Origin of the sequence: Burkholderia sp. Ap-955, assembly GCF_011753045.1 — a bacterium.
Taxonomy (GTDB): Bacteria; Pseudomonadota; Gammaproteobacteria; order Burkholderiales; family Burkholderiaceae; genus Burkholderia; species Burkholderia lata_D.
Genome location: NZ_VWWH01000008.1, coordinates 90603 through 104816, shown reverse-complemented (window position 1 = coordinate 104816; position 14214 = coordinate 90603). Strand labels below are relative to the sequence as shown.

At 65.5% G+C, this 14214-nt stretch carries 16 protein-coding genes; 4 read left to right on the top strand and 12 right to left on the bottom strand.

The window, feature by feature from the left end; translation table 11 throughout:
- Nucleotides 1–238: 238 nt before the first annotated feature.
- On the bottom strand, nucleotides 239–391 hold the full coding sequence (locus tag F3J15_RS07375; protein ID WP_166889362.1) for a hypothetical protein: 153 nt from the start codon (nucleotides 389–391) through the stop codon (nucleotides 239–241).
- Here F3J15_RS07375 and F3J15_RS07370 point away from each other — a divergent pair.
- Nucleotides 380–1222 (top strand): peptidyl-prolyl cis-trans isomerase, encoded by an 843-nt coding sequence (locus F3J15_RS07370; RefSeq protein WP_166889359.1) that lies wholly within the window; start codon nucleotides 380–382, stop codon nucleotides 1220–1222. The genes F3J15_RS07375 and F3J15_RS07370 overlap by 12 nt on opposite strands.
- A gap of 360 nt (nucleotides 1223–1582) precedes the next feature.
- On the opposite strand, the gene F3J15_RS07365 is transcribed toward F3J15_RS07370, so the two are convergent.
- The 4 genes from F3J15_RS07365 to F3J15_RS38090 form a co-directional block, all read right to left on the bottom strand.
- The gene (locus F3J15_RS07365; RefSeq protein WP_166889356.1) at nucleotides 1583–1906 is read right to left on the bottom strand and encodes a helix-turn-helix transcriptional regulator; all 324 of its coding nucleotides are present in this window, start codon (nucleotides 1904–1906) and stop codon (nucleotides 1583–1585) included.
- A gap of 92 nt (nucleotides 1907–1998) precedes the next feature.
- Nucleotides 1999–2319 carry a helix-turn-helix transcriptional regulator gene (locus F3J15_RS07360; RefSeq protein ID WP_166889353.1) on the bottom strand — a complete coding sequence of 107 codons (321 nt, stop codon included), beginning with the start codon at nucleotides 2317–2319 and terminating at the stop codon, nucleotides 1999–2001.
- The gene (locus F3J15_RS07355) at nucleotides 2316–2651 is read right to left on the bottom strand and encodes a SymE family type I addiction module toxin (protein WP_166889348.1); all 336 of its coding nucleotides are present in this window, start codon (nucleotides 2649–2651) and stop codon (nucleotides 2316–2318) included. Before F3J15_RS07355 ends, F3J15_RS07360 begins: the two co-directional genes overlap by 4 nt.
- 284 nt (nucleotides 2652–2935) lie before the next feature.
- The gene (locus F3J15_RS38090) at nucleotides 2936–3238 is read right to left on the bottom strand and encodes an Hpt domain-containing protein (protein WP_345891467.1); all 303 of its coding nucleotides are present in this window, start codon (nucleotides 3236–3238) and stop codon (nucleotides 2936–2938) included.
- A 389-nt stretch (nucleotides 3239–3627) separates the two neighbouring features.
- Between F3J15_RS38090 and F3J15_RS07345 the strand changes: the two genes are divergently transcribed.
- Complete coding sequence (locus F3J15_RS07345) at nucleotides 3628–4296, top strand: NAAT family transporter (protein ID WP_166889343.1); 669 nt, start codon at nucleotides 3628–3630, stop codon at nucleotides 4294–4296.
- A gap of 265 nt (nucleotides 4297–4561) precedes the next feature.
- On the opposite strand, the gene F3J15_RS07335 is transcribed toward F3J15_RS07345, so the two are convergent.
- The 5 genes from F3J15_RS07335 to F3J15_RS07315 all read right to left on the bottom strand — a co-directional run bounded on the left by F3J15_RS07335 (nucleotide 4562) and on the right by F3J15_RS07315 (nucleotide 9487).
- The gene (locus F3J15_RS07335) at nucleotides 4562–5050 is read right to left on the bottom strand and encodes a heme-binding protein (protein WP_166889337.1); all 489 of its coding nucleotides are present in this window, start codon (nucleotides 5048–5050) and stop codon (nucleotides 4562–4564) included.
- 144 nt (nucleotides 5051–5194) lie between these two features.
- Nucleotides 5195–6031, bottom strand: a complete 837-nt coding sequence (locus F3J15_RS07330) for an ion transporter (RefSeq protein WP_166889485.1) — start codon at nucleotides 6029–6031, stop codon at nucleotides 5195–5197.
- 193 nt (nucleotides 6032–6224) lie between these two features.
- Nucleotides 6225–7034, bottom strand: coding sequence for a TlpA disulfide reductase family protein (locus tag F3J15_RS07325; protein WP_166889335.1), 810 nt, complete (start codon nucleotides 7032–7034; stop codon nucleotides 6225–6227).
- A gap of 632 nt (nucleotides 7035–7666) precedes the next feature.
- A complete protein-coding gene (locus F3J15_RS07320) occupies nucleotides 7667–8257 on the bottom strand; it encodes a DUF4410 domain-containing protein (protein ID WP_166889482.1) in 591 nt (196 codons plus the stop codon).
- A 222-nt stretch (nucleotides 8258–8479) separates the two neighbouring features.
- The gene (locus tag F3J15_RS07315) at nucleotides 8480–9487 is read right to left on the bottom strand and encodes a hypothetical protein (RefSeq protein ID WP_166889332.1); all 1008 of its coding nucleotides are present in this window, start codon (nucleotides 9485–9487) and stop codon (nucleotides 8480–8482) included.
- A 193-nt stretch (nucleotides 9488–9680) separates the two neighbouring features.
- Here F3J15_RS07315 and F3J15_RS07310 point away from each other — a divergent pair, with 193 nt between their 5' ends.
- Nucleotides 9681–10406: a methyltransferase domain-containing protein gene (locus tag F3J15_RS07310; protein ID WP_166889330.1), complete on the top strand. Its 726-nt coding sequence runs from the start codon at nucleotides 9681–9683 to the stop codon at nucleotides 10404–10406.
- A 158-nt stretch (nucleotides 10407–10564) separates the two neighbouring features.
- Here F3J15_RS07310 and F3J15_RS07305 read toward each other — a convergent pair whose 3' ends face one another.
- The gene (locus F3J15_RS07305) at nucleotides 10565–11041 is read right to left on the bottom strand and encodes a GNAT family N-acetyltransferase (RefSeq protein ID WP_166889327.1); all 477 of its coding nucleotides are present in this window, start codon (nucleotides 11039–11041) and stop codon (nucleotides 10565–10567) included.
- Between the two features lie 354 nt (nucleotides 11042–11395).
- On the opposite strand from F3J15_RS07305, the gene F3J15_RS07300 reads away from it, so the two are divergent.
- The gene (locus tag F3J15_RS07300; RefSeq protein ID WP_166889324.1) at nucleotides 11396–13060 is read left to right on the top strand and encodes an ABC transporter ATP-binding protein; all 1665 of its coding nucleotides are present in this window, start codon (nucleotides 11396–11398) and stop codon (nucleotides 13058–13060) included.
- A gap of 41 nt (nucleotides 13061–13101) precedes the next feature.
- Here the strand turns inward: F3J15_RS07300 and F3J15_RS07295 are convergent, their stop codons facing one another.
- On the bottom strand, nucleotides 13102–14139 hold the full coding sequence (locus tag F3J15_RS07295; RefSeq protein ID WP_166889321.1) for an aldo/keto reductase: 1038 nt from the start codon (nucleotides 14137–14139) through the stop codon (nucleotides 13102–13104).
- Between the last annotated feature and the right edge of the window lie 75 nt (nucleotides 14140–14214).

The following is a 14214-nucleotide window of genomic DNA, read 5'->3' as shown; positions in this document are numbered from 1 at the left end:
CCTCGTATCCGAAGCATGGCTTCGTTCAATGCGCTGCCCGGTTTCGGGCAGCGTCTTTTTCCCGGCCGCATGCACGTGCCGATCGAACCGATCGAGCGATGCGTGTCGCGCGGACAACCGTGAATGCCTTGCGGCGGCCGGTGGGCTCGGCCGTTCATCGACCCTTCAGGTCGCAGGTTGGGAGAACGCATGCCTCATGCGAGCGCAGGGCATTCACGTCTGTCTGCGGGCGCCCGCGTCACGTTCCCGACATGCCGTCGCGCATTCGCTTGCGTGCGGCCATCCCGGCACCGACCCGCTCGGCTGCCTGCAGCGGCCACGCCGCTTTCCCAGTCGCCGTCATTGCGCGGCTTTTCCACTCCACAATGAAGGGCACTTCATGAAGAAGCATCACCTTTCCATCGTATCCACCCTGATCGCACTCGCGAGTGCCGGCGGCATGCCTGCTGCGCGCGCCGCCGGCCCGAAACCCGATTCGCCATTGCCGCCGGGCGTCGAGGCGGTCGTGAACAACGTGCCGATTCCGCGTGCCGACATCGACGAAGCGATCAAGACGTCCGGTCAGCCCGACACGCCGGCACTGCGCGCACAGGTCAAGCAGAACCTGATCATCCAGAAGCTGATCGAGCAGGCTGCCGAAAAGGCGGATTACGGCGTCCGTCCGGAAGTGAACAAGGTCGTGATGCGTGCCCGCACGATCGCATCGACGGATCTCTACCTGAACGAAATGGCCCGCCCGCAGCCGGTGACCGACGCGCAGGTCAAGGCGCGCTACGACCAGATCGTCGCGAGCGCCGCGCCGTTTCAGTACCGCGCGGAAGTGATTGCCGTGCGCAGCCCGGCAGAGGCGAACGAGATCGTCGCGGAACTGAAGAAGGGCACTGCGTTCGACGCGCTCGCGAAGAAGTTCAACACGACGCCGAACGGCGGTATCGCCGAGTGGGCCGACCTGCATACGCCGGTGGCAGAAGGGAATACGGCTGGCGTGCCGGTTCCGGTCGCGCAGGCGATCACGACGCTGCAGCCGGGTGCTATCTCGGCTCCGATCCGAGTAGGCGATGCTTTCGCGTTCGTGAAGCTCGATGAGAAGCGGAAGACCGTCGTGCCGACGTTCGACGCGGCGAAGAACGTACTGCGCCAGCAGCTCGAAGCGCAGGCGGAACAGCGGGCGATGGCTGCGCTGGTCGAGAAGCTTGCGTCGCAGGCGACGATTCAGCAGTAAGTCGGTGGTATGTGAAGGGCTGCTCGGACTGTCTGTCGCTTTTGCGACGGATAGGCGGGCAGCCCGTTTTTTGTTTGTATTGGAATCGTTTCAGCGGGTGGCCGAATAGTGTGCGTCAGGGACGAACGTAGCGCGATGGCTGGCGTGCGCTGACGCATCGCAGAATCAGCCTGGTCCGATTAGCTGTAACTTTCGTTCACGTTAAATTGAACAGGTGTGGTCCCGGAGTGTCTCCGGCGGCGACCGTTGGGCCCGGTCGCAGTCATGCTATCCATTGATGGCGCTACTCCTAACGCTGCCTTATGCGAGCGCCGAAGATATTCCGGTACTACACACTTCCTTTCCAGGGCGGGATCTTGGTCACGCTGCGACAGTGATACCAGCCGAACGCGAGCGTCTTGCAGGCTGCACCACGATTTCCACATGCTGGCCCAGCGACACCGGCGCTTGCATCAGCCGCTCCAGAGAAATGTTCTGGAGTGTGTAGCGACGCACTTGAGACGTCTTCGGTTGCGTCATGCTGATGATGGATGCCGCCTCGATTTGAGTCAGGCCGCGCAAGTCGATCAGTTCGTTGAGTTTGAGGGCGGGTGCGGCATTGGCCGTCAGTTCCTGGGCATCATCGAAATCCGGGTCGACAAGCACGTTGTCGGTGCACTGAGGACATTCGTCGCGATTCGTCACTGATCTATTCAAGGCGTGTGGTGCCGGAACTGCTATGGCGGCGGCCGGAACAGGCCGCCGCACACACGACTTTCCGTCTACTCCGACAGCTGTCAGACCGAAACCGTGATACCCGCCGGCCCCGATTTCCCCACTGGCCGCACCACGATTTCCACATGCTGGCCGAGCGATGCGAGCGTCACCATCAGCGTTTCCAGCGAAACGTTCCGAAGCCTGTCGCGCTGCTCGGGTGTGACCACGGGCCGGGTCATCTCGGCCAGCGCAGCTGCCTCGTCTTCGCTCAGGCCGCGCGATGCGATCAGCGCATTGAGCTTCAGCACGAGCGCGGACTTGGCCGCCAGTTCACCGACATCGTAGAAGTCGAAATCGGCCGGTACGTCGTCGGTGTGTTGATTCGGGGCGTCGTGGTTCATTGTGCTTCTCCTGCCATCACCGATTCCAGTTGACGTCCCGTTGCGGGATCGTCATCGGGGCGTTCGTGCTTTGCGCCATGATCGCTACCTGCATCATCGATCGGGGTAATCACCAGCCGCTTGTGCGATACCTCGATCTGCAAGCGCTGCTCGGGATCGAAACCCGCTGCCTCGATCCATCGGCCGGACAATTTCGTCCACAGATACATGACAGGCGGCGCCATGTCGGTCAGCCTGAGGTGCGGGACGAGGCGGGCAGATTGAGAGGACGATTGCGGGGAGAAAAAACAATCGCGGAAATACGTCGGTGCGTTATGATTCGCGCCAGCCATGGTCAACTCCTAGGTTGAGTTGGTTGTGGTCAGCGGCCCGCAGGTGTTGTTGTCACCTGCGGGCCGCGCTCGTTTACGCAGCGGATTTCGATCGCCATTCCGTTCCATGATCGGCATGTCGAAATGACTGAACATTCGAAGCGAAAACGTGCAACCACTCTACCGAGATTGACTGCTGTCTGATATCGGTCTTGTACGGTTTTATCGACATTGGCCATTCGGCCGATGTCTTGCATGCTTGATGTGCAACGGTTCCAGGGCAGTTGCGCCGACGAACCACCTCGTCACTTCGTCGCCGATATGTCAGAAAGCGTGTCGGCTGGTTGTTGTGACTCGCCAGCTGCCCGTCGCACGAGGATCTCATTCGCGTCGTGCCGATAGCGTTCGAACTCACGCGCGAACGCCGCCGCGTCGCCCGCCAGCGCCAACGCTTCCATCGATGCGCAAAGACCGGAGAAATCGTGCTCGCCGATCATCGCGAACGCGCCGCGCATGCTATGAATCTCCGTGCGGGCAGCCTTCAAGTCACCATCCTGGAGCGCCCGTGCAATTGCGCCATTAGACCGGTACGCGGTGTCGGAAAGCACCTTGTGCAGATCATGAGGCAGTGGCCCATGCCGGCGCGACGGCGGTGGAGAATGCGGCGCCTGTGATGGACCCGTGTGCTTCGTGATCGCCAGCTCGAGCGATTTCAACGACGTCGGCTGCTGCCGTTTTTTGCCGCGTGTTTTTCAGCATGCGTCCGACATGCGGCGAGACCCTTCGGCCATTTGCATCGGCGAGTCGCGCCCCGCATCGTCTCGCAAAATCAGACTCGACTGATTTCCCGCGCGCCCCGCTTCATCGACAATCGGGGTTCTGCGGGCCGGCGTGCCCCCCGTGCGCGCCGGACTTTGAGGAATGTCCTCTTGGCGGCCAGTCATCGAGACCGGTCGCTTTTTTTATTCCCTGTCCGTTACCGAGGAGCACGATCGCGATGCCGATCGACCGCCTAATCCCCGAAATCCTGTTCGGCTTTACCGGCCTGATCGGCATCATCAATCCGTTCGGCATGGCGTTCGTGTTTCTCGAACGCACGCAATCGCTGACGGAGGCCGAGCGCGCGACGTTGTCGAAGCAGCTCGCGACGAACGTGTTCTTCACGCTGCTCGTGATCTTCTTCATCGGCGCGCCGGTGCTGAATTTCTTCGGGATCTCGATGGAGGCGCTGCGGATCGGCGGCGGCTTTGCGGTGGCCGTGGCCGGCTGGTCGATGCTCAACGCGCCCGACGTGCCGGGTGGCGACAGCGCGACGCATGGCGACGATCTGCCGAAGCTGATGGCGCGTGCATTCTTCCCGCTCACAGTGCCGCTGACGATCGGCCCCGGCTCGATCGCGGCCGGCATCGCGCTGCATGCGAACCGTGCGCGCACGGTTGCCGACTATCTGGCGTCGGGGGTGGTGTCGATCGCAGTCGCGGCGCTGGTCGCGTTCGCGATCTGGCAGATCTATAGCCGCGCGACGACGCTCGCGCGCTATCTCGGCAGCGAGGGGACGAAAGTGGCGATGCGGGTGTCGGCGTTCCTGCTGCTGTGCGTGGGCGTGCAGATCATGCTGACGGGGCTGGCGGCGTTCGTGCAGACGCTGGGCGGGCAGGCGGGATGAGGGGCAGGCCATGCGGCTCACTGTGACGATCGACGGCGATCTCTTTGCGAAGGCTGTGCAAACGGCCGGACCAGGGGTGAACGAAGCGGACTTGTTGCGGGAGGTCATCAACACGCTGGTGCGTGTCCAGGCCGCCAGACGTCTGGCGGCGCTGGGCGGGACACGGCCCCGCATGGCAGACATTCGACGGCGGCGCCCGGAACCGGAGTCGTAACGCCGTAACGTTGCGTTGCCGGTTCGACTTGCCAGAATCCGGGCATAGCCGTTACAGCAATTTCGCCTGAACGCGCGCAATCCCCTGCTGCGCACAGGCTTCATCGAGATGCCCGCCCGGCGCACCGCCGACCCCGACCGCACCGATCACTTCGTCGCCGGCCTTGATCGGCACGCCGCCGCCCAGCACCAGGAACCCGTCGATGGCCGTCATCTGCGCGGCGGCCGGGTTCTTCTGCAGGTTCGTGGCGAGCGTGCCGGTCGGCGTCTTCGTCGACAGCGCCGTGTAGGCCTTGCGTTGCGACGCATCCACCGTATGCAGGCCGGCATGATCGGCGCGCAGCATCGCGCGTGCGATGCCGCTGCGGTCGACGACGGTGACGGCCACGTTGTAGCCGCTGGCCGAGCAGGCCTGGATGGTCTGCTGCGCGATTTCGGTCGCGAGGTTCAGCGACAGGTTCTTTTCCTGAAGGACTTGCGCGGAAGCGGCGGTGGTCAACGTGGCAGCGACGAGCGTCGCCAGGGTCGATCGAATGATCATGTGAACTCCTTATCGAAATGGCTGGAAGACGAGCGGCGAATACGCGATGCGCATCGCATGTCGTGACGACCGGCGCTTCCGCGACCGAACCGCTCGATGAACCCAGTTTCGACCAGGGGGCGGTGAAGCTGAATAGGACGGGGCCTATTTTCGATGCGGCGTGTCGCTCGTGCCGCGCTCAGGCAGCGCGACGCCGCAATGCGGGCAGCACGGCTCATCGCCCACGGCTTGCCGTGCGTTGGCCCGCGTGCGCTCCAGTGCCGATGCAACCAGCTCGGCACCCATGATCCCGGTCGGAAACGCGATGATCCCGTAGCCGAGCAGGATCGCGCATGACGTGATGAGCCGGCCGAGCGGCGTATGCGGCGTCAGGTCGCCGTAGCCGGTCGTGCTCATCGTCACGGCCGCCCAGTACACGCCCACCGGAATGCTCGTGATGCCGTTCTCGGGCCCTTCGACGAGAAAGATCACGGTGCCGAGAATCACCACCAGCACGAACATCCCGCCGATGAACACGAAGATCTTGCGCCGCGCGCGGGTCAGTGCCCGCATCAGCATCTGCCCCTCCTCGAGGTAGATCGACAGCCCGAGGATGCGGAACACGCGCAGCAGCCGGAGCAGCCGGACGTCGATCAGCGCATGCAGGCCGGGGAAGAAGAACGCGAGATAGGTGGGCAGGATCGACACGAGATCGACGATGCCGAAGAAGCTGCGCGCGTACTGCAGCGGCTTCGGTGCGGACAGCAGTCGCACCATGTATTCCGCCGTGAACAGCAGGGTGAAAGCCCATTCGGCCGCATAGAGCGCATGGCCGTACCGTTCGTGCAGATCGTGCACGCTGTCGGCCATCACGATGAGCACGCTCGCGACGATCAGCGCGAGCACCACGATGTCGAGGTTGCGGAGGAACGCGGGGCGCCGGGTGCAACGTGCGACGGTGTCGCGCAGCGCGTCGAAGGTGGACTGGAGTGAGGAAATCATGCGCCGGAGTTTACGGATGGCATCCGGCAGGGCCAATCGGACGAGTCTGATTTCGGCGTCACACCTTCCGCCGCGCTCGATCCGGCCTGGCGCGTGCAGCGCGACCATCTACCGGAGCATGTCCCGGTCCGGCCCCGCCGGCTGCGGTCGAGGCGCGGACGTGAAGGCGCGGCTGCCCTTCGGACGACGCGCGTTACTGGCCGAAGCGGTCCGCCACGGCATCCTTCAGCCGCGCGGCGGTGATCTCGCCCATGTGCGATTCGACGAGATTGCCTTTCGCGTCGAAGAAGAGCGTCGTCGGCAGCCCGCGCGAACCGTAGGTCTTCATCGCGTGCAGCGTGCGATCGAGCAGCACGTGATCGAACCGCAGCCCTTTCTGTTCGAGGAACGCGCGCACCGCTTGCGCGTCTTCGCCCTGGTTGACCATCAGCACCGTCATCCCCGGATGATCCTGCTGCGCCTGCGCGAGGATCGGCATTTCGCGCTGGCACGGCGGGCACCATGTCGCCCAAAGATTCACGACGACGGGCTTGCCCGCGAAGCGTTGCACCGGCACGGGCGTGGCATCGAGCGCTTCGAGCTGCAATGCGGCAAGCGGCGGCGCGCCGTGCTGCAACGTGGCGAGCGTGCCCTGCGCGATGCCCCATGCGGCGACGCCCGCGAGCATGCCGGCCATCACCGGGCGACGCAGCGCGGGCAGGCGGCGCAGGCGCCAGCCCGCGAACACGATTCCCGCCGCGAGGCCGATGCGCCAGTCGAAGCCGCCGTCGCCGAGCGCGATGATCGAGCGCGGCGCGGCGGCGTATTCATGCCACCACTGAGCGACGTAGCCGATACGTGCGGCGAGCAGGCCGAGCAGCAACGCATCGAGGATCAGGCTCGATGCGGTCTTGTGATGTCCGTCCGGCGGGCGGCGCTGGATGAAACGGGCGACGAGCCACGCGAGCAGCGCGGCGACAGCTACCGCGACGACGCGGATCGAGAAAGGACCAATGCTCAGCATGAAAGGGCGGGACGTAATCGAGCGGGGCTGGAGAGGGGATTGTCCGCCACGGCGACGAAGCCGTCGACGGTCTTGCGGCGATTCGACAGCTCGCCGCGGATGGGGGTTCCCGTCGAGAACGTAACGACGCGTTGCGGATTCGGCCGAGGTGGCGGGCTCGGGGCACGGTGATTGTCAGGCGGGCAGGCTGCAAATCAGACCGGTCTGATGGTCAGCGGAATCGCGTTCATCAACAATACCCAGGCCGGTCCGGAGTGGTGTCCGCCGGCATCCCGTACAGGGATCTCTCCTTGACGGCCGCTCTCCCCGGGCGGCCGATTTTTTGTCGTCAAGCGTGCGGGCGTGAATGCCTGGTGGCGGCCGGTGGGCGCGGCCGCGAACCGACTCATGTCGGCTGATCAAACGGAATAGGACCGCTGCCAGATGCGAGCACCGGGCATTCACTCGCGCATTGCATGAATTGCATGAAGCCGGCCTGCGGTCGGCGGGGATCACCCGATGGAGGAGACACATGACGAACCATGACGCGGCGCTGCGCACCGCGCCCCCCGGCGACACCGCCACCACTGCGTCCGCGGGCCGCTACGTTCAGCTTGCGCTGCTCGTTTGCGCGGCCCGTCGGGCGTCGACGATTACAGCTTCTTCGCCTGCGCGGCGTCTGCCTGTTGTTGTGCGTCAGCCGCCGGTTCGAGCGTCGTCAGCGTCTTCTCGGTGAACTTCTCATAGAGCCAGTTCAGGCGCGTATCGTCCATGCCGCCGGCGATACCGCCGAGCGCATACGAAGCCGACACCTTGAAGCGGTCGACCTGATGATTGTCGGCGTCGACGAGCGTCACGGTGCCGTCGACATGATCGTTGCCCGCCATGAAGCCGAACATGACGGCCGAGAAGCTCGAGCGCACGCGAATGCCGTTGACTTCCACGTTCAGGTGCATCGCATCGGTCGAATCCGCCTTTGCCAGCAGCTTGCGTGCGGCCAGCGCGCTTTCGATTTTTCCTTTCAGGTTCTCGGGGCTGAATTTCAGATTGTCTTTCAGCGCTTCCTGGGCGGCGTTGTCTAGCGTGACTTGCACGATCACGGGTTTCGAGCCGAATTTGGGCGTCGATGCCGTTGCGATGGCCCCCGCCTGATCGCTGGCGTCGCGTGTCACGCTGCTCGCGCAGCCCGACAGGAAGCCGATCGTTACCAGTGCCAGTGCGGCATGACGGAATACAGATTTCATGATTTGGTCTTTTTTAGTTCGGGTTATTTGAGATGGCTCTGTGGCCGGGCGGGAATCTAGCACGAGACGATTCGATTCAAAAGGTCGAATAAATCGAAAATCGATTCGGTGTTGATGGGTCGCGGCGTTATGCGCGGACGAACAACCGGCTGACCGCATCGCGAGCGCGTGCGGGTACTGGCGATCCGGCGTTGCCGTCGCGGCGCTGACCCGCGCAGGCGATCACTGACCGTTGCCGGACACTGCCCCGCCGAGCCGATACGCGGTGAAGAACTCGTACCAGGGCGAGCCTTCCCCGACCGGCACGTTGAGTGCCGCCGTCCGCCGCTTCAACGCGCCGAATACGTCGTTGATACGTGCCGTCTGCGCTGCATCGTTGAACGGATAAGGCCGTGCCCGGCCGGCCGCGAATGCGCCATAGGCAATCGCAAGTAGCCGCGCGCTGTCGTCGGTCGACGCGATCGAGCCGTTGATCATTTCCGCGAAGCGCGGCCGGTCTTCGGCGCGTGATCCGGACAGGCACAGGAACACGATTGCCGACAGTTCGTGCAGATCCTTCACCCGCAGCAAGCCCGGCAGCTGCGCGACGACCTTCTCGACCGGCTCGTCACGCAGTGCATCGCTGAAGTCGAGCACGGCGGTCATCGGATTCGTGTCCGCTTTCAGGCGATCGAGCGGTGGTGGTGCGGCCGACACGCTGGCGCCGTCCGGCGACGCTGCCGGAGCGGCCCGCAACGCGTCGGCTACCTGCTGCGTCCATTCCGGAAAGATCATCCGCACGTTGCCGAACTGCTCGCCGCCTTCCGCGGCCGGATTCCATCGATACACGATCGTGCCGCCGCGAATGAACGGCGAATACAGGTGCTCGGGCGTTTGCGGCAGCGGCCGCCGGTTGATCGGCAGCCAGGCGAGCGTCAGCCAGTCGTAGCGGCCGGTGGTGGGCACGGAAGGGCTCGAGCTCGCGACGACCTGCCACGTGCCGCGATTCGCATAGCGGCGCCGGGCGTCGGGCACCGCGACGGTCCGGCCTTTCGCGGTGTCGAAGTAGGTCGTGCCGGTCACGTTCGTGCCGCTGTCCGCGGCCGGCGTGAGGGTGGCGATGACCCACGACGCACCGTCCGCCGCACGGTAGTCGGACGGCTTGAGCGTCGCGACGTCGTGCACCATGCGCGTTTCGGCCGCGACGGGGCTCGGGGGGAGGTTGGCGGGCGCGGCCAGGATGCTCGGCATGGGATGTCCTCGGAATCGGGTGCGCATCGTCGGGCGGCGGCGACATGCAACGGCGCGGATTGTTTTATGTCACTGTAGAACGTCGTGGCCGGAAACGGAAACCGGCAAAGCGGCGCCGCCCGCTCACGCGTTCCGCCGCTTCGGCTTACCATGCGCATCCTGAGCCAACGACGCCCACCGGGCGGGAGCGCACATGACCGACACGACAGCCATCACCGAACACTGGACGCAAGTCGCCGACCAATGGATCGACTGGGCCGGCAAGCCGGGGCACGACGCGTTCTGGAAATACCGCGCGGGGCTCGCGGCCTATATTGGCCGCGATACCGGCCGCGCGCTGGAGATCGGCTGCGGCGAAGGCCGCGTGAGCCGCGAGCTGAAGGCGCTCGGCTACGACGTGACCGCGACCGACGTGGTGCCCGCGATGCTCGACGCCGCGCGTCACGCGGATTCCGCGCATCGCTACAAGCTGGCCGACGCGGCGTCGCTGCCGTTCGACGCGGCCAGCTTCGATCTCGTGATGGCGTACAACGTGCTGATGGACCTCGACGACATGCAGCGCGCGTTGAACGAGGCGCGTCGCGTGCTGAAGCCGGGCGGGACGCTGTTCATCTCGCTCGTGCATCCGTTCCGCGATCGCGGCGGGTTCGCGGGGCCGCAACCCGATGCGCCGTTCGTGCTGAAGGGCAGTTATTTCGGGCGCGAGCACTTCGATGGCGTGGAAACGCGCGACGGGCTGTCGATGCACTTCGCCGGCTGGTCGCTGCCGCTGCAGGCGTACATGGAAGCGCTGGAAGCGGCCGGGTTCGCGATCGTGTCGCTGCGCGAGCCGCCGCCCGACCAGGCGGATACGGACCAGTTGAAGCAGTGGACGCGCGTGCCGCTGTTTCTGTGGATGAAGGCGCGGCCGGTGGATTGATTTGGTAGCCCCGGGGACACAAAAATCGACCGAGAGGATGATCTTGTATCCCCGGGGCTACCAGGTTTGCAGAAGCGGCAATTCCCGGAAGCGGTCATGGCGTTCAATCGGGCGGGGCAATCCACGAGATGGCGCTTGCCCACGCCTCGCCGCTCAGCTCAGCGCGACAGTTCCTTCCGATAGAGCACGGCCCCCGGTTTTGCCGCGACGGTGTCGTAGAGCCGCATCGCGGTGTGATTCGTTTCGTGCGTCTGCCAGTACACACGTTCGGCGCGATGCGCACGCGCGGCGTCGTACACGGCTTCGATCAGCGCGCGGCCGACGCCCTTGCCGCGCTCGCTGTCGAGCGTGAACAGGTCCTGCAGGTAGCAGGTCGGCCCGATATGCGTCGTGCTGCGGTGATACAGGAAATGCACGAGCCCGACGAGCCTGTCGTCGCGCTCCGCGACGAGCGCATGCACGGGCTCGTAACCGTCGAAGAAGCGCGACCACGTGAGTTGTGTGACCCGCAGCGGCAGGGCCGTGTCGTCGAAGCGGCCGTAGAAGCGGTTATAGCCGTCCCACAGCGGCAGCCACTGGTCGTAGTCGTGTTCCGTGACCGCGCGTACGGTCAGTCCGGTGTCGTTGGCGTTCATGTTGGCGGACCTGTCGAGGAGAAGAGGGTGCGCTGCCGATCCGGCCGGCGCGTCGCAGGTCTCTACGATAGGAAGTTCGCGGCCCCATGGATAGGCCCATGACGACCGCATTTCATGGTGCCACGATCCGACACATTCTCACGACGTCGACCGTCAGGCAGAACCTGCGGCGACCACGTCGGCTGCGCTTGGAGCCGTCAGGTTTGGCCTTCGCGCATCCTGGAGCCGCGGGCTTTCTTCCGCGCAACACCGCCACCATCCCGCCCGAACGCCACCACGCCACGCCTTTCACTCTGTTAGACTTTTTCGCCCATCGCCGCCAACCGGGCTGCGCCGTGCCCGGTTCATCCCGCCATGAACGAAACCCGTGCGTCGCATCCGATCACCGAGGTCCTGCAGGCTTACTGGAAGGCCGATCGCCTGATGTTGCTGACGGTCGTGGCGGTGGTCGTCCTGTCGAGCGTGAGCGCGGTGGCCGCGCCCTATCTGTTCTCGCGCCTGATCGACGCGCTGTCGCACCGCGGTGTGCTCCACGCGCTGATCCCGGGCTTCGTGCTCTACGCGGTGCTGCTGGGTCTCTCCAGCGCGCTGCAGCGCGTGGTGCAGTACTTGGCGTTCATGAGCTCGGAGAATCTGGGCTTCATCACCAGCACGCGCTTTTTCGAGCGCATCCTGAAGAAGACCACGGCGTTCTTCGTCGAGCACAATCCCGCGGAAATCCAGAACGCGAACGAGCGTGGCAGCCGGGCACTGTCGGTGCTCGTGCAACTGGGGCTGATGGATCTGATCCCCGGCACGCTGCAGATCGTGCTGACGCTCGTCACGCTCGGCGCGCTGATCAATCTCGAGGTCGTGGCCATCACCGCCGCTTACGGTGCGGTCGCGGTGGCGATCGCGATCGTTGCCGCGCGGCGCTCGCGCGCGTTCCTCGATCGCGCGATCGAGGCCGGGCAGGAGAATGCGCGCTTCGTCGGCGGCGCGATCAATGCGATGGAGACGCTCCGGCATTTCGGCAGCCATCGCTGGATGAGCGAACGTTTCTCGGATAAAGCGCGCGTCGAGCGCGACAGCTGGCGCGCGTATGTGCTGCAGCACGTCGGCTATCTCGCCCTGCTGGGTCTCGGCCTCGCGATCCAGTTCTCGGTGACGTTCTGGCTGCTGCTGCCGCGCCATGCGGCGGGGGAGCTGTCGATCGGCGACATCGTGCTGTTCAACACGTTGCTGCTGCAGCTGAACCTGCCGTTCGAAATGATCGCGCGCGCGGTCGACGAGTGCGCCCGCTCCCGCGCGGCGCTCGTGCCGTTCGCGGCGCTGTGGACGGCGCCCGAGGAGCGGCAGGTGTCGCACGCGCCGGCGTTCGCGCCGCAGGACGGGCGCATCGTGTTCGACCGCGTCGCCTATGCGTACGACAACGGCCGCGGCGTGACCGACGTCGACTTCGTTGCCGAACGCGGGGCGATCACGTTCCTCGTCGGCGAGACTGGCGCGGGAAAATCCACCATTTTCAAGCTCGCGCTGAAGTCGATCGAGCCGACCGGCGGGCGCATTCTGGTCGACGGCGTCGATCTCGCGGAGATCGATCGCGCCGACTGGTACGGCGCGGTGGCCGTCGTGCCGCAGGATGTCGTGCTGCTGAACGAAAGCCTGGAAGACAACATCCTGCTCGGCCGGCCGCGCGACACGCGGCGTCTGCGCGAAGCGGCGGAGAAGGCGACGATCCTGACGTTCATCGAGCGTTTGCCGGACGGCTTCCGCACCACGGTGGGCGAGCGCGGGCTGAAGCTGTCCGGCGGCGAGCGCCAGCGCATCGCGATCGCCCGTGCGCTGTACGGCGAGCCGACCGTGCTGTTCCTCGACGAAGCGAGTTCCGCGCTCGACGAAGCCACCGAGCGCGACATCATGGAACACGTGCGTTTGCTGGCCCGCGACGTCACGGTTGTTGCGATCACGCATCGGCGCTCGGTCATCGGACCGGCCGACAAGGTCGTGCGGCTCGGCGATGCGCGTGTGCCGGCTTAGCGCTGCCGGCCACGTTCGCAGGCTCCGCAGGCCGTCGGCGCTTACCCGCGCAGCGGCGGATTGAGCTGCGCGAACGCCTGCTGGCGGCGATACGGGAAGTACGGATAAGGCGCTTCCGCCGCGCTCGCCGCGTCGAGCTTCGCGACCTGCGCGTCGGTCAGCGCCCAGCCGACCGCGCCGAGGTTCTGCCGCAGCTGCTCCTCGTTGCGTGCGCCGATGATCACCGACGATACCGTCGGGCGCTGCAGCAGCCAGTTCAGCGCGATCTGCGGCACGGTCTTGCCGGTTTCCTCGGCGATCGCGTCGAGCGCATCGACCACGTCGTACAGGCGCGCGTCGTCGACCGGCGGCCCGAAGCTGGCCGTTTCATGCAGGCGGCTGCCTTCGGGCAGCGGCGTGTTGCGCCGGATCTTGCCGGTAAGCCGGCCCCAGCCGAGCGGGCTCCAGACGAGTGCGCCGAGCCCCTGGTCGGCGCCGAGCGGCATCAGGTCCCATTCGTAGTCGCGGCCGACGAGCGAGTAATAGACCTGGTTCGCCACGTAGCGCGACCAGCCGTGCCGATCCGCCGCCGCCAGCGACTTCATGATCTGCCACCCGGCGAAGTTCGACACGCCGATGTAGCGCAGCTTGCCCGCGCGCACGAGATCGTCGAGCGTCGACATCACTTCCTCGACCGGCGTGCTCGCGTCGAATGCGTGGAGTTGCAGCAGGTCGATGTAGTCGGTGTCGAGGCGGCGCAGCGCGTCGTCGACGGCGCGGACCAGCCGCGCGCGCGACGTGCCCGCGTCGTTCGGGCCGCTGCCGGTCGGCAGGCCCGTTTTCGTCGAGATCAGCACCTGGTCGCGGCGTCCCTTGATCGCGGCGCCGAGCACGCGCTCGGATTCGCCGTCCGAATACACGTCGGCCGTGTCGAACAGGTTCACGCCGGCTTCGAGGCAGATGTCGATCAGGCGGCGTGCTTCATCGACGCCCGTGTTGCCCCAGGCGCTGAACAGCGGGCCGGTGCCGCCGAACGTGCCGGCGCCGAAGCTCAGGGCGGGAACCTTGAGGCCGGAGCGGCCGAGGGTGCGGTATTCCATGGCGGGTTTCCTTTGGGTGATCGACGTGTCGAGGGTGGCCGCGAGGCCACGCGTTGGCACACTGTATCGCTTGCG

Coding starts and splice junctions, on each gene's coding strand:
- F3J15_RS07330 (WP_166889485.1), bottom strand. CDS start 6,031: ATGATTTCCTCACTCCAGTCCACCTTCGACGCGCTGCGCGACACCGTC.
- F3J15_RS07335 (WP_166889337.1), bottom strand. CDS start 5,050: ATGATCATTCGATCGACCCTGGCGACGCTCGTCGCTGCCACGTTGACC.
- F3J15_RS07355 (WP_166889348.1), bottom strand. CDS start 2,651: ATGGCTGGCGCGAATCATAACGCACCGACGTATTTCCGCGATTGTTTT.
- F3J15_RS07320 (WP_166889482.1), bottom strand. CDS start 8,257: ATGAAATCTGTATTCCGTCATGCCGCACTGGCACTGGTAACGATCGGC.
- F3J15_RS07375 (WP_166889362.1), bottom strand. CDS start 391: ATGCTTCTTCATGAAGTGCCCTTCATTGTGGAGTGGAAAAGCCGCGCA.
- F3J15_RS07315 (WP_166889332.1), bottom strand. CDS start 9,487: ATGCCGAGCATCCTGGCCGCGCCCGCCAACCTCCCCCCGAGCCCCGTC.
- F3J15_RS07300 (WP_166889324.1), top strand. CDS start 11,396: ATGAACGAAACCCGTGCGTCGCATCCGATCACCGAGGTCCTGCAGGCT.
- F3J15_RS07345 (WP_166889343.1), top strand. CDS start 3,628: ATGCCGATCGACCGCCTAATCCCCGAAATCCTGTTCGGCTTTACCGGC.
- F3J15_RS07295 (WP_166889321.1), bottom strand. CDS start 14,139: ATGGAATACCGCACCCTCGGCCGCTCCGGCCTCAAGGTTCCCGCCCTG.
- F3J15_RS07310 (WP_166889330.1), top strand. CDS start 9,681: ATGACCGACACGACAGCCATCACCGAACACTGGACGCAAGTCGCCGAC.
- F3J15_RS07305 (WP_166889327.1), bottom strand. CDS start 11,041: ATGAACGCCAACGACACCGGACTGACCGTACGCGCGGTCACGGAACAC.
- F3J15_RS07325 (WP_166889335.1), bottom strand. CDS start 7,034: ATGCTGAGCATTGGTCCTTTCTCGATCCGCGTCGTCGCGGTAGCTGTC.
- F3J15_RS07360 (WP_166889353.1), bottom strand. CDS start 2,319: ATGAACCACGACGCCCCGAATCAACACACCGACGACGTACCGGCCGAT.
- F3J15_RS07370 (WP_166889359.1), top strand. CDS start 380: ATGAAGAAGCATCACCTTTCCATCGTATCCACCCTGATCGCACTCGCG.